The sequence below is a fragment of the Allomuricauda ruestringensis DSM 13258 genome (genome assembly GCF_000224085.1).
Taxonomy (GTDB): Bacteria; Bacteroidota; Bacteroidia; order Flavobacteriales; family Flavobacteriaceae; genus Flagellimonas; species Flagellimonas ruestringensis.
In genome coordinates this window covers 489,023-508,522 of record NC_015945.1, presented here as the reverse complement: position 1 = coordinate 508,522, position 19,500 = coordinate 489,023, and the positions used below count along the sequence as shown (strand labels likewise).

Here is a 19,500-nt window from a genome sequence, read left to right as displayed (position 1 = left end):
CCATCAATTTAGGTGGAAATTTTTGGGTTTGTCCGGAATGACAATTTTATTTTTAGGGCATAACCGTCAAGCAGAATTGCAATTACATCAATTTCTATTGTCAAATCTTATCGGAAATGATATATTTGCACGCTGTTTAAGAAAACTTCTAAAAAATTAACAATCAATGCAGAATAAAGGACTTATAAGGCTTTTCGCGATCCTTTTTGGCTTGGTGAGCATCTATCAGTTATCCTATACTTTCATTACAAGTAAGTTGGAGAAGGATGCTGAAGCATACGCAGTTAGCCAAATTTCGGAAGCTGAGGAAGATTATGTTGCAAAGCGTGAAGCTTTAGAGGCATCGTATTTGGATTCCATCAGTGACAACACTGTTTTGGGCTATACGAGCTATGAGGATGCCAAGGCAAAAGAGTTGAACAAGGGATTGGACCTTAAAGGAGGTATCAATGTAACCTTGCAGATTTCCGTAAAGGATATTTTGAAAGGATTGGCCAACAATACTAAAAACCCGGTTTTCAACAAAGCATTGGCCGATGCCGATGAAGCATCAACCAATAGTGATGACACTTATTTGGAGTTGTTTTTTGAGGCTTTTGACAAAATCAAAGGAGATACCAAATTGGCATCACCCGATATATTTGCCAATAAAGGTCTTAGCGATGAAGTCAATTTTCAAATGACGGATGATGAGGTAAAACCCATCATCAGAAGAAAAATTGACGAATCCATAGTTTCTGCATTTGAGGTACTACGTGAACGTATCGATGGATTTGGGGTAACCCAGCCCAACATTCAAAGAGAAGGAAACTCAGGAAGAATTTTGGTAGAACTTCCGGGCGCCAAGGATATTGCCCGTGCCCAAGAATTGTTGTCCAGTACAGCACAATTGGAATTCTGGGAAACCTACCCGCAGAGCAACCAAAGTATCGGAAACTTTTTAGTAAATGCCAACGAGCGTTTGAAAGATATTTTGGAACCGGAGGCAAAGGAAGAAGAGGTGGCAAAACCGGAATCTGAAATTGATTCCTTGCTTTCGGATGTATCCCAAGACTCCTTGGATATGACCCAAGAGACCAACCCATTATTAGGCAAATTGATTCCGGCCAATCCAGGCAGTCATGCTATTGCACGTGCCATGGTTTCCGATACTGCCGAAATCGGTGGTTATTTGAGAATGGCAGAAATCAAAAGATTGTTGCCTAACGACATCCAGTTTACCAGGTTTCTTTGGGAGCGTCCAGCAAAAGATTCCGAAGTAGCTGATTTGTACGCTCTAAAATCCAACAGGGAAGGTACTCCAAGAATAAGCGGAGATGTAGTTTCCGATGCACAGGATACCTTTGACCAATTCAACAAACCTGCTGTTAGCATGACGATGAATACCCGTGGTGCCAAAGAGTGGGAAGAGCTGACAGGAGATGCCTACAACAACCAAACAGGTATTGCCATTGTTTTGGATAACAAGGTGTACACAGCGCCAGGAGTTTCTTCCGGGCCTATTTCTGGAGGACGTTCCGAAATTACAGGTACGTTCACCGTAAACGAAACAAAAGATATTGCCAACGTATTGCGTGCAGGTAAACTTCCTGCTTCAGCCGATATTATTCAATCTGAAGTTGTTGGTCCATCATTGGGACAAGAAGCTATTGATAGTGGATTTATGTCCTTTATGATTGCTATGGCTTTTGTGCTTGTTTGGATGATTTTCTACTATGGTAGAGCAGGGGTTTTCGCAGACATCGCATTGGTGTTCAACATTCTCTTGATTTTTGGTGTATTGACCAGCTTAGGAGCTGTGTTAACGTTGCCCGGTATTGCTGGTATCGTGTTGACAATTGGTATGTCGGTGGATGCCAACGTACTTATTTTTGAAAGAATTAAAGAAGAATTGGCTCGTGGGAAAGGAAAAGCCCAAGCCATTGCCGACGGTTTTGGAAACGCTTTGTCTTCCATTTTGGATGCCAACATTACCACGGGACTTACTGCAATCATCTTATTTATATTTGGATCAGGGCCTATTAAAGGTTTTGCCACCACATTAATGATTGGTATCGTTACTTCTTTGTTTACGGCAATCTTCGTCACTCGTTTGATGATCAATGCCTACACCAACAAGAAAGGACGCAGATTGGATTTCAGTACTGGAATTACCAAGAACCTGTTTACCAATTTGCACATCAATTTCTTGTCCAAGCGTAAGATAGCCTACATTGTTTCCGCAATTTTACTAGCCGTGAGCACCTTTTCATTGCTTACAAATGGACTGAATCAAGGGGTTGATTTTATTGGAGGGCGTTCTTATCAAATCCGTTTTGAAAAAGCAGTCAACCCATCGGAAATTGCTTCTGAACTAAATACAGTTTTTGGTAGTGGAACCAATGTGAAGACTTTTGGCGATGCAAACCAGATAAAGGTAACTACACCTTACAAAGTGGATGAAGAAGGAGTTGAGGTGGATACCGAAATTCAAAATATGCTTTATACCACGCTACAAAAATATTTGCCAGATGGTACTTCTTTTGACGATTTTACTGTTGGTGCATCCGAAAAATCAATAGGTATCCTGCAATCCGTTAAAGTAGGACCGACCATCGCGGATGATATCAAGAAAAATGCCTTCTTGGCCATTGTTGGGTCATTGTTGGTCGTTTTCCTATACATCCTATTGCGATTTAGAAAATGGCAATTCTCATTGGGTGCTGTTGCAGCAGTATTCCACGATGTTATGGTCGTGTTGGGAATCTTCTCATTGACAGGAGACATTATGCCTTTCAACATGGAAATCGACCAAGCCTTTATTGCGGCCATTCTAACGGTAATCGGTTATTCCCTGAACGATACGGTGGTAGTATTCGACCGTATCCGTGAAATCACTCTTCTTAAAGGGTTTAAGGGAGGTGAAAACATCAACGATGCCTTAAACAGTACGTTGAGCCGAACATTGAACACCTCGCTCACGACATTGATCGTGTTATTGGCTATCTTTACCTTTGGAGGTGAAAGCCTAAGAGGATTTATGTTTGCGATGATTATAGGTGTAATTGTAGGTACGTACTCCTCTGTATTTATTGCAACACCGGTAATGTTCGATTCATTAAAGAAGAAAATTGCTGCTGCTACAGGAGCATAGTTTTTCGTTTTTTTATATTACACTTTATAACAAAGGGCCTTTTAAAAGGCCCTTTGTTTATTTATAACTATGCTTTGTTAGTTGACAATACTTTGAGCCATGAAACCAGTTGGCTGAACAAGGTAAAGTTCTGAATGACCCTTAGCTGCCCATTAAAACCCCATTTGTCACGCTCTTTTGGATGGTTGAGCATATAGGCCAAGGTTTTGGATAAACTTTCAATATCGGTTGGGTCTGGATTAATTTGCCCCGTTTTGTTGTGAACTACCTGATATTTGAGTCCGGCCGCATTGGATACCAAAACAGGTTTCCTTTTCCACATGGCCTCCGTTGCGGTAAGTCCAAATCCTTCTTGGATGGAATTTTGGACGATAAAACTTGAGGTTCGTTGAAGCGCATTCACGATCAAAGCATTTTCTTTTGGATTGTCCAAAGGAAGCAGCAAAATAGCAATGTCGTTCTGCATGTTTCTATCTATCGTTTTATAAGTCTCTGTCAATTCCTTTAAAACCTCCTTGCCCTCTGGGTCATCAGATACAAAAGCAGGGTCGGGACCACCCATCACCAAAAGGGTCATTTCAATTCGTTTGTATTCAAGGCTCTTCGGGTCGCCATTTTTACGATTGTCCAATTTCATTTTAATAAAGGCTTCCATCAATTCCTTAAAACCTTTCAGTCTGTCCCATCGAGATATTTCAGTAATAATCGGACGGTAGATTAAATCCAGATTTTCATCCGCATCTAAAAAATCAAAAGAACCATCGGGCATTACTTTTCTTACCAAATGCTTGTAACGGTGATAAAGAATGGCCTTGTGGTCATCCAAAATTCCCGATTGATACAAAATACCAATGCATTTATGTAATTGTAGCTCTCGATTCTTATGGCTCAATGGGTCAATCGCTGGAGGGATAATGGATGTTCTTTTTTGTAACGACTTTGGTGCATAAGACGGTAAACTGAATACAAAATGATCGTAATCGTTGGTATAGGGCTCTAAAAATTTCCATACGGCATCCGTTACCTCGGTATCTTCTTCCAAACCAATATGGCACCGCCAAATAATGGAAACGTTCTTTTTCCTTTTGATCATGGCCGCCAATGGCATGGGTTGCGGGTCGTGTACCACAACAATATCGCCATCGTTGATAAGTTCCAAAGCTTTGGGAAGATTGTTTTGATTGACTTCTTCATAAATTTTTCGGTCTTCTTCAGTGAAAACTCCGTTACCACTGCCATGAATAGCATTGTGGATACGTTTGGTCAAATCGAAAAATGCATCTTTTTCAGCTTCGATAACCAGCCACTCGATAGATACTCCAAGTTCTCGTAATATTCGCATTTGACTAGGGAGCATTTCGGCCACACCACCACCAATGGCAGTGGAATTTATCATCCAAATGGTACATCCTTTAAGTGACTCGATAGGCTCTTTGGCCTGTTCCAAAAAATCCAGAACAGAGGAATAAAGGGATCCGTACGCCTTATAATCTGCAAGTTTGGCACCTGGCTTAACATTGATTTTTTGCATGTGAGGGAATAGTTAACGTTTGAATTCCCAATAAGATAGCAAAAAAACGGATGAGTTAACTAAGTTGTTGTTTATAAATACATTAAGATTGCCCCGTTGTGTATTATAAAGGCTTCGTATGCCAAAAGCCGTCAATTCGAAATTCCAAAGGAATTTTGTATCGAGAATCGGGTTTTGACTTGAAATTCTTATTCTCGACCTGCTGGCAGGTATAATTTTTACTGATTGTCCGTTTAATGTCATAATGATGTTTTTGGCGTCATGTTGAACTTGCCTGCCTGCTGGCAAAGGCAGGTTTCAACATCTCATCCTGCTGAACATGAGCATCTTTATGTGACCCTGAATCAAGTTCAGGGTGACGTTGGTAATATTATGACACATTGCGGACATTCAATTAATTTTTTATTGGTTTCGATTTTAGTTTATCCTGAGCATAGTCGAAGGGCTCAACCACCAAAAAATCACTCGAACTGACGAATTTCAATCATAATGCACAACAGCTTAAGATTGTATTTTGATACCTGTAGAGCCTTTTTCCGAAGGAAGGAGCTCAAAAATATATTCTGGATGTAATTGAGGTTCTTTTCTGTGTGAAACAAAAACGATGGCCGTGTCGCTTTCTTTGGCAATTTTATTCACTAGGGCAACAAAAAGATTGGCGCTGGCATCGTCCAGACCCGCCGTAGGCTCATCCAGAATAAGAAGCGGAGGGTGCTTTACCATGGCTCTTGCGACCATTACCAACCGCTTTTCCCCAGTGGTCAAATCTCGGAAGTGGTCTTCTTTTCTGCCCTTTAGGTTTAAAAGGTTTAACCATTGGTTGGCCAAATGTTTTTCGCTATCCATAGGTTGCACGTAGAGCCCAATGGAATCGTGAAGGCCTGATATGATCATATTTTCCAGACTGTGATAGCCTCCAAACGTATTGGTGATGGCAGGGGTGTAATAGCCGATTTTTTGTTTAAGGTCCCAAACACTTTCGCCACTCCCTTTTTTTTGCCCGAAAATCGTCAAATCTTGGCCGTAGCCCTTATGGCTGTCACCTGTAATCATGGATAGAAGGGTGGATTTTCCGCTGCCATTAGGACCGATCAATTGCCAAAACTCGCCTTTTTGGATAGTCCAATCGATTTGGTCCAGTACTTGGCGCCCATCAAAACTAACGGATACTTTTTTAAAACTGACCAATTCCGTGCCCTCGACTTTAACCGGGGATAAGGGTGGTGGAATTGCACCGCTAAAGCTGATGGGTTCGTTTTTGTTTTCGTTCCAAAAAGCTTCGGGCGAATCGTATTGATGAAGATTACCTCCGTCAAGCTTAAAAAAGTTGGAAGTGTTGGGCAATATATCATCCAATCGACTCACCAATTGAACCAGGATTTTGTTGGAAGCAATATCCAAAAGCTGTTTTTTCAACTTGGTCTGTGTGGCCATATCCAAATTATCAAAAGGATTCACCAAAACCATAAAATCAGGATCTTGTTGCAGTAAATGATTGAGCAAGGCCTTTTTTTGTTCGCCGCTGCTCATGGTTTTTAAGGCTTGGTCACTTTTCTGGGTCAAAATTTTGATATCATGGCGTTCTTCTTCATCCATGTAGCGATTGATTTCTGACCGTGAAAAAAGCAGCCCGTTCAATGGCTGTAGTTCCTCCAAACCATCAATAGGTTGGTTGTGGAGCAGGTTATGCACCAATTGCTGCGTATTGGAATTGTTTTGTGTTAGGATGGCGTAGCTTTTGGGTAGCTTCATGTGGTAAAATGGTATTGTCCCAAAAATACGATTATCCTCGATTCACTCTAAAAATATGGACTGGATTATCCTTGTAGGTCGTGGTTTTGTCCAAGCACATACCATTTTTCTTGGCAACTTTTTGGGATAGTACATTATCCACATGAATAATGGAGATCAAAGAGTCCGAAAAGCTATTGTCAAAGGCATGCTTCTTACATTTTTGGGCTGCTTCTATAGCGTAGCCCTGCAACCAATGCTTTGGTAGTATGGAATAACCGATTTCCAATTCTTGTACATTATCCACGGTTTGTACAAGCAAGCCACAGATCCCTACCAATTCTCCCGATTCTCCCGATTCTTTTGAAATTAGGGCATTCATACCGCCCAAATCGTTCTCATAACGTTCAAAAACCCGATTGAACTGTTCTCGACAAGCTTTAACGGGGTCTGTGGGGAGCCCTTCCCAAAATTGCGTAGATTTTGGATTGTGATAAAAGGGCAGCCAATCATCAAAATCCGATGCTGTCAATTTTCGAAAGATCAATCGCTCCGAAGCTTGGTTTTCTAACAGATATTTGGGCATTTAATTACGTGAAAAGCTAATACTGTCACCCACTTGCAACCCTAGTTGGTCCGAAAGCCCAGCATTTATTTCCAGTACATATTTTGCAGGTGCATTGGAGGGTAGGGTGTTTTCATCAAAAGGTTTTGCGTTTTTTTGAAAGCTGACAATTTTTTGGGCCTGACTAATGTAGATAATATCCAAAGGGATTTCTGTGTTCTTCATATAAAAGTATTGCAAGGACTCGGTAGGCTGTATGAACAGCATTCCTTGCTCCTTTTCCATGGATTTTCTGTACATGAGCCCTGTTTTGGTCTCATAGTCCGTTTCTGCTATCTCTATATCAAAATTTGCCTTTATGGAATCTATTTCTGTTGATATGACGGCGAGATTCCCTTCCTTGGTAAAGGATATGGATTCTGTTTTAAGTGCTTGTTTAGACTCCGTTTTGCATGATGCCAGAACAAGGACTAAAACTAAGAGGACTATTTTTTCAAATTTGTACATCATATTAAAGTTCTACAGGAGGCGGTTTAAGCATAAAATAGATGCCAATAAATATCATTGGAATACTGAGCCATTGTCCTGTGGAGAGCATTCCCAATGAATCTTCGAAACCACCTTGACTTTTCTTGTAGAACTCCACAAAGAATCGAACTACAAACAATAGCACCATGAACAAACCGAAGAGAAAGCCCGGTTTATTCTTCCAATCTGTTTTCCAATATAAAAGGTATAAGGCTATAAACACGAAAATGTAGCAAATCGCTTCGTACAATTGGGCAGGATGGCGATAGGGAATGGATTGTAAAATCTCCGAGAATTTCGGGTTATGTTGAATGGCTTTGTAAGCGGCATTCGGGGTTTGTTCCTTGGTAAGTGCCATAGCTTGATATGCTGGCATATCATCCGAATCTCGGATAAACCTTGTGGCCAAAAAATAAGATTTGTCCACTACTTTTCCATTGATCTCGGAATTGAAGAAATTACCGAATCTTACAAAAGCGGCTCCAATGGCCGATGGGACAACCAACCTGTCCAACAACCAAAGCATTTTAATGTCCTTCCATTTACGGGTGTACAACCAAATGCCAATAATGGCAGCTATAGTTGCTCCATGACTGGCCAATCCGGTAAATCCGGTAAACTCATAACCATTGATGATGCCGAAGAGAGAGCTGTCTGCACTTTCGCGAATGGGCAAAAGAATTTCTGCCAAGTGGTCCTTGTAATAGTCCCAATCATAAAAAAATACATGTCCCAAACGTGCTCCCAACATTATGGAAACCACGGTATAAATGAAAAGAGAATCCAGTTTTTCCATGGATTTCTTTTCGTTCAGGAAGATTTTTTTCATAATGAACCAGCCAAGGACAAAGGCTGCAATCCATAGTAGATTGTAATATTTTATCTGTAAAAAACCCAGTTTAAAAAGGGTTCCTTCGGGGTTCCAGTCAAATCCTAGAAAGTACATTTAAATAAATTTTGGGACTAATATAACTACTTTCAACGGTTGCAGGGTGTTAATTAAAGTTCAATTTTCAGGGAACGGGGTCATAACCGCTTCCACCCCAAGGGTTACAACTCGCTATCCGTTTGATGGAAAGCCACCCGCCCTTGAACAGTCCATGTTTTTTTAAGGCTTCCAAGGTGTATTGTGAGCAAGTGGGGGAGTAGCGGCATGTAGAAGGGAACATGGGGGAAATAAAATATTGATAAAACTTGACCAATAGTACAAATGGTGCTATCAATATTTTTTTCATGTTTCAGTACGTTAAAGTTCCACAAGAGAAATTTCTTGATAGGAACGATTGTATTAATTTACGCTAAAAGTAGTACCGTCCTTGCCATCTTTTATTTGAATGCCCAAGGCAACCAATTGGTCCCTGATTTTGTCGGAAGTGGCAAAATCCTTTTTGGCACGTGCCTCATTTCTAATATCGATCAATAATTCCATAACCCCGTTCAAAGTGTTGGAATCATCTTTGGTTATAGATTGGTTTTCAATGCCAAGTACATCGTAAACAAAGGCTTTAAGTGTGCTGTCCAAAATATCCTTGTCTTCCGTAGAAATAGATTCTTTGTCCTCTTTGATTTGGTTGATGTGCTTTACGGCCTCGAACAATTGGGCAATTAAAATGGGTGTGTTGAAGTCGTCGTTCATGGCATCGTAGCATTTCTGCTTCCATGCAGCAACATCAAAATCAGATTTGTCACCGGTTTTGAGGTTGTCAATGCTATCCAGGGCATCCATTAAACGGTTGTATCCTTTTTCGGAGGCTTGCAAGGCTTCATCACTAAGGTCCAAAATACTGGTATAGTGGGCTTGCATCATAAAAAAGCGGACTACTGAAGGTGAGTATGGCTTGCTCAGTATATTATTGTCACCACTAAAAATCTCTGCAGGGTAAAGATTATTGTCTGTGGATTTGGACATTTTTCTACCATTCAAGGTCAACATATTGGCATGCATCCAATAGTTTACGGGAGATTTTCCCGTACTGGCTTCTGCTTGTGCTATTTCGCACTCGTGGTGTGGGAATTTAAGATCCATTCCTCCTCCATGAATGTCGAAAGTCTCACCCAGATATTTGGTGCTCATGGCCGTACATTCCAAATGCCATCCCGGGAAGCCGTCTCCCCATGGAGATGGCCACCTCATGATATGTTGTGGTTCGGCTTTTTTCCAAAGGGCGAAATCCTGTGGGTTTCTTTTCTCATCCTGTGCGGTAAGTTCGCGGGTGTTGGTAATCATATCTTCCAACTTTCTACCGCTCAACTTGCCGTAATCGTGATCTTGGTTGAACTTGACCACATCAAAATAAACCGAACCGTTTGCCTCATAGGCGAACCCTTTTTCAAGAATCTCCTTGATGATTTCTATTTGCTCTATGATATGGCCGGTAGCCGTGGGTTCAATGCTTGGAGGCAAAAGGTTGAATTGCTGTAGGGTATTATGGAAATCCACGGTGTAGCGTTGTACCACTTCCATGGGTTCAATTTGCTCCAACTTGGCCTTTTTGGCTATTTTGTCCTCACCTTCATCTGCATCATTTTCCAAATGACCTGCATCGGTAATGTTCCGAACATAGCGCACTTTGTACCCCAAGTGCTTAAAGTAACGAAAAATCATGTCGAAAGACATAAAAGTACGGCAGTTGCCTAAATGCACATTGCTATAAACGGTGGGGCCGCAGACGTACATGCCCACATGGCCTTCGTTTATAGGTTTGAATACGTCTTTTTTTCCAGTAAGTGAATTATGGATTCGTAAGGATTGGTCTTTGTACAATTGCATTTAAACGATTGGTGTTTAAAATTCGGTATCGAGATTGATGTAGTCCAAAAATTCCCTTCTTGTGGCTTCGTCCTTAAACTTCCCACCATATTCAGCGGTTACGGTACTACTATCAATATCCCTTATGCCCCTGGAATTTACGCAAAGGTGTTTGGCATCGATAACACAGGCAACATCCTTAGTTTCCAATACTTTTTGAAGTTCCTTTACAATTTGGATATTCATACGTTCCTGTACCTGTGGTCGCTTTGCAAAATAATCCACAATACGGTTCATTTTGGAAAGGCCAACCACAGTTCCGTTGGAAATGTAGGCGATATGCGCCCGTCCAACGATGGGTAGCAAGTGGTGCTCGCAGGTAGAGTAAACTACAATGTTTTTTTCCACCAACATTTCACCGTACTTGTACTTATTGTCAAAAGTTGACGACTTTGGTTTTCTATCAGGATGCAATCCGCCAAAAATTTCTTGTACGTACATTTTGGCCACCCGTTTGGGTGTACCTTTTAAACTGTCGTCATCCAAATCGAGGCCGAGGGTAAGCATAATTTCCCTTACGCTTTTTTGTATTCTTTCGATTTTTTCTTCATCGCTCAATACAAAAGCATCTTCTCTTAAAGGTGTGTCCGATGAGGAACCTACGTGGTCGTTTCCTCTTTCTTCATATTGTTCTTCCAATGCCTGCTCTAGTTTCATAGCTATTGCTTAAGGAGAGCAAAGATATACATTAATGATCGATTTAACATCTGGTATGGGGGCTTTGACAACATAAATTATTGTTAAGGCAAGCACCACGGTACTTTTATAATATCCAAACCTACAGTCTTTTATGATTAAACTTTTTGCTAAGACCTTATTGTTGCTATTATTTTGGCAAACTGTGCAAGCACAGGTGGCCCAAGATTGTATTGGTGCTGTTCCTATATGCAGCAATACACCTATAAATGGTGGAACCAATGGTTTTGGGACTGATGACTTTAATGGTGCGGCATCTAGTGGGTGCTTGGAACCGACCACTACAGGTGCGATTGAATCCAATTCGGCTTGGTATCGTTTTCGAACCGCTGAATCTGGTCAGTTGGGTTTTAATATAGGACATAACGCTAACGAAGATTGGGATTTTGCCCTTTACCGTGCGAGCGATTGTAGTGATTTGGGGGAGCCTATCCGTTGTAATTTTTTTGATAATAGCGAAAATACCAGCTTTGTTGGAGTAGGAGAAGACCCTACGGGTGATGAGGATTCGGTGCATTATGAGGATTGGCTTCAAGTGGAAGCAGGAGAGGACTACTATCTCTTTATCAATAATTTTAGCAATATAAATTCGGGCTTTTCCATTCAGTTTACGGGAAATATCTGGTTAGATTATCCGAACAGTGCATTGGATTGTTCCATTGTAAGCAATTTGTTGGGACCGCCCATTGCTGCTTGCGAGGGAGACAATGTGGTTTTGGATGCCTTTACCTCTGGGGCCATTAATTACGAATGGTATATGGACTCAGGAGGTGGTTATCAATTAATCGCGGGAGCCAATGGGGCGACGCATAATGTTCAAAATTCTGGTCAGTACCGTGTTGTGGTCGCAACTTCTAGCGAAAGTATTGTGAGTGATGTGCAGGTTGTTTTTAATGAGGTGCCCGTTACTGGAATGCTAACGGATGAAACTTTTTGTTACGAGGCGGACACGTCTTTTGATTTGAACAGCAAGAATTCGGAAGCGCTTAACAGGATGAACCCCAATGATTTTGTGGTCAGCTACCATAGCTCACAAACCGATGCCGAAGCAGGTGTGAATCCTTTGGAAAAACAGTATGTGCCAACTGGAGGTTCTGAAATAATTTATGTGAGGGCTACCTCCTTGGCAAACCCTGATTGTTATGATGCAACCCAAAGCTTTACTTTGAATGCCATAGAAACACCTGTATTGAATTTTGATGAGGAAGCGGTCATTTGCGAGGCCGTTGGAAGTTTGGAAATTGGGGAAACCCAACCCAATCTGAATTATGCCTACCAGTGGAGTACAGGTGAGCAAACACCATCCATTATGGTTTCGGAAGCAGGAGAATATACTTTGACTGTTACCAATCAATCCAACGGAATAGTTTGCGAAGCGAGTAGGGCGGTGTCCGTAGAAATTTCAACTATGCCACAGATTTCAAGTATCGATATTGACGATATGAGCGTCAACAATACGGTAACCATCAATACGGAAAACAATGATGCGTATGAATTCAGTATAGATGGAAGCGATTACCAGAGCAGTAATGTGTTTGAAGGTGTTCCCCCCGGAGTGCATACCGTGAGTATGCGCGACCCCTACGGATGTGGTGTGGTAGAGGAGGATATTGTTGTAGTGGGATATTTGGCTATTTTCTCTCCCAATGGTGATGTGCTGAACGAAACTTGGCAAATTGAAGGACTTTCCACCTTAAATTCGGCTATAGTAACCATTTACGATCGTTATGGTAAGCTCATCAAGCAAATGACCGAGTTTGATGCGGGCTGGGACGGAAGATTTCAGGGCAAGCCATTGCCATCCACCGATTATTGGTTTAAGCTATCTTATGTTAATGATGATGGCAACCGAACTTATGCCAAGCATCTACAAAGTCATTTTTCTCTTCGACGTTAACAAGTTTGTTGTTTATTGATCAGCATCAAATTTTATTGGACAAAAACATACTAAAAGAGCAAAATAAGGAGTTATACTGGTTATAGGTAGAATAACCAATAGCCCCAAAATTCTATGAGAGCTCTATTTAGTGCTATCTGTTGTTTGCTTTTTCCCATTGCAGTTAGCGCCCAAAACTCACCAGATTGTAGAACAGCCATACCCGTTTGTGCCGATGCGCCCATTATGGGAACTACAGACGGCAGTGGCGATATCGATGATTTTGATCCAGAGGTAATTACCCAAACAGGCTGTTTGGAAAAAGGAAGTGTGAGCTCGGCCAATATTGAGAACAATACAGAATGGTATGTATTTAGAGCAGGCACCGATGGACAAATTGGTTTTGATATTGAAGCATTGCCCGTAAATTCTGGAGGAACTATTACCGCAGAATGGGATTTTGCACTATACGGCCCTTTTGACGAAACCTCCAACGAAAATTACTGCACCATTATCGGAGACGGAAGCGCGCAGCCTATCCGATGCAACTATGAGTACAACGATACGGGCTTTACAGGAATAGGGGTAAACCCTGTTGATGGGCGAGAAGGGGCACCGTTTGTAAAGGGGAGTCAGAACACTTATGATGAATGGTTGAATGTTAGGGAAGGGGAAATCTACTATTTGTACATTAATAATTACAATACCAATTTTGATGAAGAGCCAGAGTCTTTTGTTTTGACTTTTACAGGAACTTCGGTAGATGAAGATCAAGATAGTGCATTGGATTGTACCCTTCGGGATGAATTTTTAGGGTTTGATATTGTGGCTTGCGAAGGCGATCCGGATATCACTTTGTCAGTTTTGAACTCGCCTTTTGGGCCAAATATTGCTGATGTTTCTTGGGTTGTAGACCGGGAAGATAACGGTAACTTAGAGGTCTTGCCAACAAGTCCTGGTCAAACGGAATATGTTGTTTCTAGTCCAAACTCTGGTCGATATTATGCTATTGTTACGAATAATGAGGGAGAAACTTGGGATGATGATGTATTAATTACTTTTTACGGTACTCCAGAACTGGATGAAGTTAGAGTAATCGACGATTTTGTGCACAGTGACCAGACCGACCCATACAATGTGGAGATTGTTCCCGTTGGGGACGGCAACTATGAATATGCCATTAATGGAGGAGAGTTTCAGGACGACCCTATTTTTAGAGATGTTCCTCCTGGGTTAAACACTGTAGTGATCAACGATAAGAATGGCTGTGGAACATCCGAGCCCGAAGAATTTTTAGTAGTAGGTTATCCAAAATTCTTTACGCCCAATAGTGATGGATTTCACGACAATTGGACCGTTTACGGGGTAGAGGAATTAGCTAACCCTGTGGTTTACATTTTTGATCGCTATGGCAAGCTTTTAAAACAAATAAATGTGAACGTAGGGTGGGATGGAACCTATAATGGAAGGGATATGCCTTCCTCTGACTATTGGTTCCGTTTGGAGTATGAGCGTGATGATGAGGGCATTTTAGTAGCCAAATCTGTTCGGCGGCACTTTTCGTTGGTTCGATAAAAAAGGCCGGAATTTCTTCCAGCCTTGCATTATATTTTCTTTTTCTGTGCTTTAGAATTTTAAAGTATATCCTAGAGAGATATTGGTGTTTATTCTGTTTATTAGGGCAGCACTATCAATCCCTCCATCAAAGAAATAGGAATTCACATCTTGCTCGGTTCTACTGTAGGCCAAATCCAAGCGGCTTGCCCCAAAATTGTAACCAATACCTGCGGAAAAACCATTTAGGTCACCAACAAAATCACTGTCGGCATAAGGACTTTCTTCAAATCGGTAACCTGCCCTAAGACTAACTAGGTCTATCCTATATTCCCCTCCTAAACGATAGGAGTTGACTGCGCCCAAAGTGCCTGCAATAAAATCATTCTCTGCGGCAAAACTGGGGTCGGAAGTGGGCCTAAGCTCTGCTTTGGACATATCTTGATAGGAGTAATCCAAGCTGATGAGGCCGTCTTGCCCAAAAACCAATGCCACGCTACCAATAAACTTTTCTGGTGTTTTTATCTTGTATTCATCATAAAGGTTTATAATACCAAAGTTGATGAAGTCGATATCCGATACCGCCAAATTGGAATTGATGCGCTGCGAAGTATCATCCGTTAGGGTATACCAAGTAGGTGACTGGTAGCTACCACCCACTCGAATGGATTGGTTTACTTTGGCAATGGCACCCAAACTAAAGGAGAAACCATAACCTTCCGTGTGCAATAAATTGTCGAAAGAGGTGTATTGGACGGGTGATTCCGCATCATATCCTTCCTCGTCCAAATACGTAATTCTATCATACAACACGTTATGGAAATTTACAGATGCACCTAAATACAAATCTTCTTTATACTGGCTGGCGAAATTTAAAGTGAACTTGCTGTTGTAACCAGATGTATTCTGTAAATATCGTTGATTGACATTGCTATATTGTGCATTGGAAAAATAGTTGGTGTTTTGATCGTCATCTTCAACAGGTTCTATAATTCCTGCCTGGAAGCCAAGAAATGCCTGTTGGGCCGAGTAGCCGAGATTTGCCCCAATATCCAAATAAGCATCTTCAATAAATTCTCCCTCTTGTGTGCGTAGCGGCCCCAGGGGTTCTCCTTGTGCAAAGTTGAGGAAGTAATTGTCGATACCCACGGAAGTATTACCAGATGCGATAAACTCATTGTCAAAATTTTGCACCATATCGTAATTGAAGGCCAATGCAATTTTTTTCCAAGGGCTATCGGTGGATGAATTGAATACGAATACCCCGCCCACTTGGTTAAAATCCAAAGAGTTGGCAGTAGTGTTGCTTAGGGTGTTGCCATAAAGGGCATCGTTGTTTCTATGATAGTTGGAACCCGTTATGGACAATTCACTAAAATTGAAAACGGCAGAACCTGCTGGGTTTACATTTAGTGCGGATAAATCACCGCCCAAGGCTCCAAATGCACCGCCCATGGCCTGAAACCTTGCGGTTCCTTGAATGTTTTCTGTGCTGTAGCGCAATACATCATCAATGGTCTGTGAACTTGCGAAAGTGCATGCCAATACCATTATGAAAGTTGAGATTCTTTTCATTTCTTATGATTTAGATTAATCAAAATAGTTTGTGGATTACGGTCTGCCGCCTCTACCACCTCTACCTCCGGAAGAACGGGATGAACCTCCAGAAGATCTGCTAACACCTGAAGAGCGCGATGCTCCTGAAGACCTACTTACACCTGAGCTTCTAGAGCTGCTTCCTGAGCTTCGATAGGTGCCACTGGACCTGCTGCTGCCTGAAGAACCGCTACTACGGTAACTTCTAGAACTAGATCCACTGGAAGAGCGTCTGTAGTTGCTTCTACTTGGTGAATAGCTTCTGGATGATGGAGAGCTACTTCTATTATAACTTCTACTACTTCTTGTAGATGGCGAAGTGCCGTAAGAACGGTAGGTTCTTGAACTACTATTGTAATTTGGAGAAGTCCTTGTGCTTCTACTTGTTCTGTAGTCTCTATTTCTGGCAACGGCGTCTGCGCTTACCGATCTTCTAACGTTGGATCTGTTACTGTAGCTACTGGAGTTTCTTCTGTTGGCCAAATTATTGCTTCGCGATACGGTTGCATTGGAACGTCCACTGTTGTTTCTGAACCTACTGGAATATCCGTTTGACCTAGATGTTAGTGTAGTTCCAGGAATGCGGGAAGTGTAGCCTCTCCGTCCTGACATGTAGGCGTAGTTTCTGCCATAGTACCCTCTGTTGTAATATGGGCGGTTCCAGTAACCACCATAGTAGCCACCCCAGCCATAATATCCACCCCATCCGAAGCCAGCACCAGCCCAGCCCCATCCGTTGTAGGGGTATCCCCAGCCGTAATATCCGGCCCAGCCCCAACGGTTATATCTCCATGGGTTGTTCCATCCCCAGCCAAGGCCTCCCCAGCCAGCATTCCATCCCCATCCGTTCCAAAGCCATGGGTCGTTCCAACCATAATAGCCGCCCCATCCCCAACTGTTGTCGTAAACGTTGATGGAAATGCTTGTAGGATTGTCGCCCCAACCAGGGTTTCCGTTATAGTTGTTGTTATAAGCAATGTAATCGGTTTGTTCTCCGTAAGGAATGGTATCGTTTTGGGCTTGGCTCGAATAATTATCAATATCAGTAAAAACTTCGCTGTCCAAAATTTCACCGTATTCGTTTGCCTTGTCGCCAAAATAATCGCCGTAAATGTTGTTCTCCTGTTCTTCAATTCTTACTGCTTCGGCATTTTTCTTTTCAACTCCTACAACACGGTCGTTGGTGGAATAGATGCCATCATCGTAATAAGAAGCTTGCTGATATGAACCACATGAGGCCATAAAGAGGGCACTGACCATCAAAATGGATGGGATTCGTAATTTTTTATGGAGTAAAGTCTTTAACATGGCGCAATTTTTATTGTTGAACATACTAAAAATAATTAGTTTTACCCAATCATTTTATTAATAAAGTCGCAAGTTTTGTGCCAAACTACAATAGATGGGTAAAAAGTTAACGAGTAGAGCGGAAGATTACTCCAAATGGTATAATGAACTGGTCGTAAAGTCAGATTTGGCTGAAAACTCGGGAGTTAGAGGGTGTATGGTGATAAAACCCTACGGGTATGCCATCTGGGAAAAAATGCAGGGGCAGTTGGACAAAATGTTCAAGGAGACAGGCCATGAGAATGCCTATTTTCCGTTGTTCATACCAAAATCGTACTTGAGTAAGGAGGCCAGTCACGTAGAAGGTTTTGCCAAGGAATGTGCGGTTGTTACCCATTACCGATTGAAGAATGCTGAGGATGGAAGTGGTATTGTGGTGGATGAGGATGCAAAATTGGAAGAAGAGCTGATTGTTCGCCCCACATCCGAAACCATTATTTGGGATACATACAGGCGATGGATTCAATCTTACCGAGATCTTCCCTTAAAGATAAACCAATGGGCCAATGTGGTGCGTTGGGAAATGAGGACAAGGCTTTTTCTGAGGACTGCTGAGTTTTTATGGCAAGAAGGCCATACCGCACATGCCACAAAAGAAGAGGCTTTGGAAGAAGCGGAACTCATGATGGATATATATGCCGAATTTGCCGAAAAATACATGGGCGTTCCCGTGATCAAGGGTACAAAATCAGAGAGTGAACGATTTGCAGGTGCCGAAGAAACTTATTGTATTGAGGCATTGATGCAAGATGGAAAGGCCTTGCAAGCGGGTACTTCTCACTTTTTGGGTCAGAATTTTGCAAAAGCTTTTGATGTAAAGTTTGCCAACAAAGAAGGTGGGCAAGAGTATGTTTGGGCTACGTCGTGGGGTGTTTCCACAAGGTTGATGGGAGCTTTGGTTATGACCCACAGTGATGACAATGGTTTGGTATTGCCTCCTAAATTGGCGCCGATCCAAGTGGTAATCGTACCTATTTACAAAGGATTAGATCAATTGGATGCCATTTCTGAGAAAGTGAATCCGTTGGTAAAGGAATTGCGCGATAAAGGGGTTACCGTTAAATATGATACCAGAGACACGCATAAGCCAGGCTTTAAGTTCAATGAATATGAATTGAAAGGTGTGCCGGTGCGTTTGGCGGTAGGGCAACGCGATTTGGCAAATGGAACTTTTGAAGTGGCACGCAGGGATACCCTGTCCAAGGAAATTGTAAATGCCGATGAGGTTGTGGACAAGGTGGTTTCTCTGATGGATGAAATTCAAGAGAATATATTTAACAAGGCGTTGGATTATAGAAAAAACCATATCACCAAGGTGGATTCCTATGATGAGTTCAAAAAAATTATTGAGGAAAAAGGAGGTTTTGTTTCCGCGCATTGGGATGGAACAACGGAGACCGAAGATAGAATAAAAGAAGAGACCAAGGCCACGATTCGCTGTATTCCATTGCATGCAAAAAAAGAGGAAGGCAAGTGTATTGTAACAGGAAAACCATCTGTTCAGCGGGTGTTGTTTGCAAAGGCCTACTAGGCAAGGAGCAAAAAATAATAATTACTGTTGCAAGACTTAAAAATAGTTGTATTTTTGCATCCGCAATTATGCAACCATACGGCCCGTTCGTCTAGGGGTTAGGACGCCAGGTTTTCATCCTGGTAACAGGGGTTCGATTCCCCTACGGGCTACGAAGAAAAGTTTTAAGCTAAAAAAGCTGCTTATTTTTTAACTTTGTAGCTTAAAATTTTGAAATTGAAATAATGGCCCGTTCGTCTAGGGGTTAGGACGCCAGGTTTTCATCCTGGTAACAGGGGTTCGATTCCCCTACGGGCTACAAAAAAAGGATTTAGAAAGAATTAAATTTAAGCAATGGCAAACCATAAGTCAGCATTAAAGAGGATCAGAAGAAACGAAGCAGTACGTTTGCGTAACAGGTATCAGCACAAAACTGTGCGTAATGCCATTAAAAAGTTGCGTAGCGAGGAAGACAAAAAAGCTGCTGAGGCTTTGTTGCCTACCGTAGTTGGTATGATTGATAAATTGGCCAAGAAAAACATCATCCATAACAACAAGGCCGCAAACCTTAAGAGCAAATTGATGACTCAAGTTGCAGCAATGTAATTTTAGTTTGATTACAAT

At 41.8% G+C, this 19,500-nt stretch carries 15 protein-coding genes and 2 tRNA genes; 7 read left to right on the top strand and 10 right to left on the bottom strand.

Features of this window, described 5'->3' with window-relative positions:
- Positions 1-166: 166 nt before the first annotated feature.
- Positions 167-3,133 (top strand): protein translocase subunit SecDF, encoded by a 2,967-nt coding sequence (gene secDF / locus MURRU_RS02475; RefSeq protein ID WP_014031837.1) that lies wholly within the window; start codon positions 167-169, stop codon positions 3,131-3,133.
- Between the two features lie 67 nt (positions 3,134-3,200).
- Here the strand turns inward: secDF and MURRU_RS02470 are convergent, their stop codons facing one another.
- The 8 genes from MURRU_RS02470 to folE form a co-directional block, all read right to left on the bottom strand.
- Positions 3,201-4,664 carry a glycosyltransferase gene (locus MURRU_RS02470; protein ID WP_014031836.1) on the bottom strand — a complete coding sequence of 488 codons (1,464 nt, stop codon included), beginning with the start codon at positions 4,662-4,664 and terminating at the stop codon, positions 3,201-3,203.
- A gap of 501 nt (positions 4,665-5,165) precedes the next feature.
- Complete coding sequence (locus tag MURRU_RS02465; protein ID WP_014031835.1) at positions 5,166-6,416, bottom strand: ATP-binding cassette domain-containing protein; 1,251 nt, start codon at positions 6,414-6,416, stop codon at positions 5,166-5,168.
- A gap of 31 nt (positions 6,417-6,447) precedes the next feature.
- On the bottom strand, positions 6,448-6,981 hold the full coding sequence (locus MURRU_RS02460) for a GNAT family N-acetyltransferase (protein ID WP_014031834.1): 534 nt from the start codon (positions 6,979-6,981) through the stop codon (positions 6,448-6,450).
- The gene (locus MURRU_RS02455) at positions 6,982-7,470 is read right to left on the bottom strand and encodes a DUF192 domain-containing protein (protein ID WP_014031833.1); all 489 of its coding nucleotides are present in this window, start codon (positions 7,468-7,470) and stop codon (positions 6,982-6,984) included. It abuts the gene before it with no gap.
- A gap of 1 nt (position 7,471) precedes the next feature.
- Positions 7,472-8,434, bottom strand: a complete 963-nt coding sequence (gene lgt / locus MURRU_RS02450) for a prolipoprotein diacylglyceryl transferase (RefSeq protein WP_014031832.1) — start codon at positions 8,432-8,434, stop codon at positions 7,472-7,474.
- 67 nt (positions 8,435-8,501) lie between these two features.
- Positions 8,502-8,723: a membrane protein insertion efficiency factor YidD gene (gene yidD, locus MURRU_RS02445; protein WP_014031831.1), complete on the bottom strand. Its 222-nt coding sequence runs from the start codon at positions 8,721-8,723 to the stop codon at positions 8,502-8,504.
- A gap of 53 nt (positions 8,724-8,776) precedes the next feature.
- Positions 8,777-10,258: a cysteine--tRNA ligase gene (cysS, locus tag MURRU_RS02440; protein ID WP_014031830.1), complete on the bottom strand. Its 1,482-nt coding sequence runs from the start codon at positions 10,256-10,258 to the stop codon at positions 8,777-8,779.
- Positions 10,259-10,273: 15 nt separating this feature from the next.
- Positions 10,274-10,954 (bottom strand): GTP cyclohydrolase I FolE, encoded by a 681-nt coding sequence (gene folE, locus MURRU_RS02435; protein WP_014031829.1) that lies wholly within the window; start codon positions 10,952-10,954, stop codon positions 10,274-10,276.
- Between the two features lie 133 nt (positions 10,955-11,087).
- Between folE and MURRU_RS02430 the strand changes: the two genes are divergently transcribed.
- Positions 11,088-12,890 carry a T9SS type B sorting domain-containing protein gene (locus MURRU_RS02430; RefSeq protein ID WP_014031828.1) on the top strand — a complete coding sequence of 601 codons (1,803 nt, stop codon included), beginning with the start codon at positions 11,088-11,090 and terminating at the stop codon, positions 12,888-12,890.
- 114 nt (positions 12,891-13,004) lie between these two features.
- Entirely contained in the window at positions 13,005-14,444 is a 1,440-nt protein-coding gene (locus MURRU_RS02425; RefSeq protein ID WP_014031827.1) for a T9SS type B sorting domain-containing protein, read from the top strand.
- A gap of 51 nt (positions 14,445-14,495) precedes the next feature.
- On the opposite strand, the gene MURRU_RS02420 is transcribed toward MURRU_RS02425, so the two are convergent.
- Both MURRU_RS02420 and MURRU_RS17560 read right to left on the bottom strand, forming a co-directional pair.
- Positions 14,496-15,998: an OmpP1/FadL family transporter gene (locus MURRU_RS02420; protein WP_014031826.1), complete on the bottom strand. Its 1,503-nt coding sequence runs from the start codon at positions 15,996-15,998 to the stop codon at positions 14,496-14,498.
- Positions 15,999-16,034: 36 nt separating this feature from the next.
- Positions 16,035-17,327 carry a hypothetical protein gene (locus MURRU_RS17560; protein ID WP_014031825.1) on the bottom strand — a complete coding sequence of 431 codons (1,293 nt, stop codon included), beginning with the start codon at positions 17,325-17,327 and terminating at the stop codon, positions 16,035-16,037.
- 94 nt (positions 17,328-17,421) lie between these two features.
- On the opposite strand from MURRU_RS17560, the gene proS reads away from it, so the two are divergent.
- The 4 genes from proS to rpsT all read left to right on the top strand — a co-directional run bounded on the left by proS (position 17,422) and on the right by rpsT (position 19,482).
- Positions 17,422-18,897: a proline--tRNA ligase gene (gene proS, locus MURRU_RS02405; protein WP_014031824.1), complete on the top strand. Its 1,476-nt coding sequence runs from the start codon at positions 17,422-17,424 to the stop codon at positions 18,895-18,897.
- Positions 18,898-18,977: 80 nt separating this feature from the next.
- Positions 18,978-19,049: transfer RNA gene (locus tag MURRU_RS02400), tRNA-Glu, on the top strand.
- 74 nt (positions 19,050-19,123) lie between these two features.
- A tRNA-Glu gene (locus MURRU_RS02395) sits at positions 19,124-19,195 on the top strand.
- A 35-nt stretch (positions 19,196-19,230) separates the two neighbouring features.
- A complete protein-coding gene (gene rpsT, locus MURRU_RS02390; protein WP_014031823.1) occupies positions 19,231-19,482 on the top strand; it encodes a 30S ribosomal protein S20 in 252 nt (83 codons plus the stop codon).
- Positions 19,483-19,500: the final 18 nt, after the last annotated feature.

What these genes read in the sequence shown, in the direction of transcription:
- secDF (WP_014031837.1), top strand. Translation starts at nt 167, where the DNA reads ATGCAGAATAAAGGACTTATAAGGCTTTTCGCGATCCTTTTTGGCTTG.
- MURRU_RS02470 (WP_014031836.1), bottom strand. Translation starts at nt 4,664, where the DNA reads ATGCAAAAAATCAATGTTAAGCCAGGTGCCAAACTTGCAGATTATAAG.
- MURRU_RS02465 (WP_014031835.1), bottom strand. Translation starts at nt 6,416, where the DNA reads ATGAAGCTACCCAAAAGCTACGCCATCCTAACACAAAACAATTCCAAT.
- MURRU_RS02460 (WP_014031834.1), bottom strand. Translation starts at nt 6,981, where the DNA reads ATGCCCAAATATCTGTTAGAAAACCAAGCTTCGGAGCGATTGATCTTT.
- MURRU_RS02455 (WP_014031833.1), bottom strand. Translation starts at nt 7,470, where the DNA reads ATGATGTACAAATTTGAAAAAATAGTCCTCTTAGTTTTAGTCCTTGTT.
- lgt (WP_014031832.1), bottom strand. Translation starts at nt 8,434, where the DNA reads ATGTACTTTCTAGGATTTGACTGGAACCCCGAAGGAACCCTTTTTAAA.
- yidD (WP_014031831.1), bottom strand. Translation starts at nt 8,723, where the DNA reads ATGAAAAAAATATTGATAGCACCATTTGTACTATTGGTCAAGTTTTAT.
- cysS (WP_014031830.1), bottom strand. Translation starts at nt 10,258, where the DNA reads ATGCAATTGTACAAAGACCAATCCTTACGAATCCATAATTCACTTACT.
- folE (WP_014031829.1), bottom strand. Translation starts at nt 10,954, where the DNA reads ATGAAACTAGAGCAGGCATTGGAAGAACAATATGAAGAAAGAGGAAAC.
- MURRU_RS02430 (WP_014031828.1), top strand. Translation starts at nt 11,088, where the DNA reads ATGATTAAACTTTTTGCTAAGACCTTATTGTTGCTATTATTTTGGCAA.
- MURRU_RS02425 (WP_014031827.1), top strand. Translation starts at nt 13,005, where the DNA reads ATGAGAGCTCTATTTAGTGCTATCTGTTGTTTGCTTTTTCCCATTGCA.
- MURRU_RS02420 (WP_014031826.1), bottom strand. Translation starts at nt 15,998, where the DNA reads ATGAAAAGAATCTCAACTTTCATAATGGTATTGGCATGCACTTTCGCA.
- MURRU_RS17560 (WP_014031825.1), bottom strand. Translation starts at nt 17,327, where the DNA reads ATGTTAAAGACTTTACTCCATAAAAAATTACGAATCCCATCCATTTTG.
- proS (WP_014031824.1), top strand. Translation starts at nt 17,422, where the DNA reads ATGGGTAAAAAGTTAACGAGTAGAGCGGAAGATTACTCCAAATGGTAT.
- rpsT (WP_014031823.1), top strand. Translation starts at nt 19,231, where the DNA reads ATGGCAAACCATAAGTCAGCATTAAAGAGGATCAGAAGAAACGAAGCA.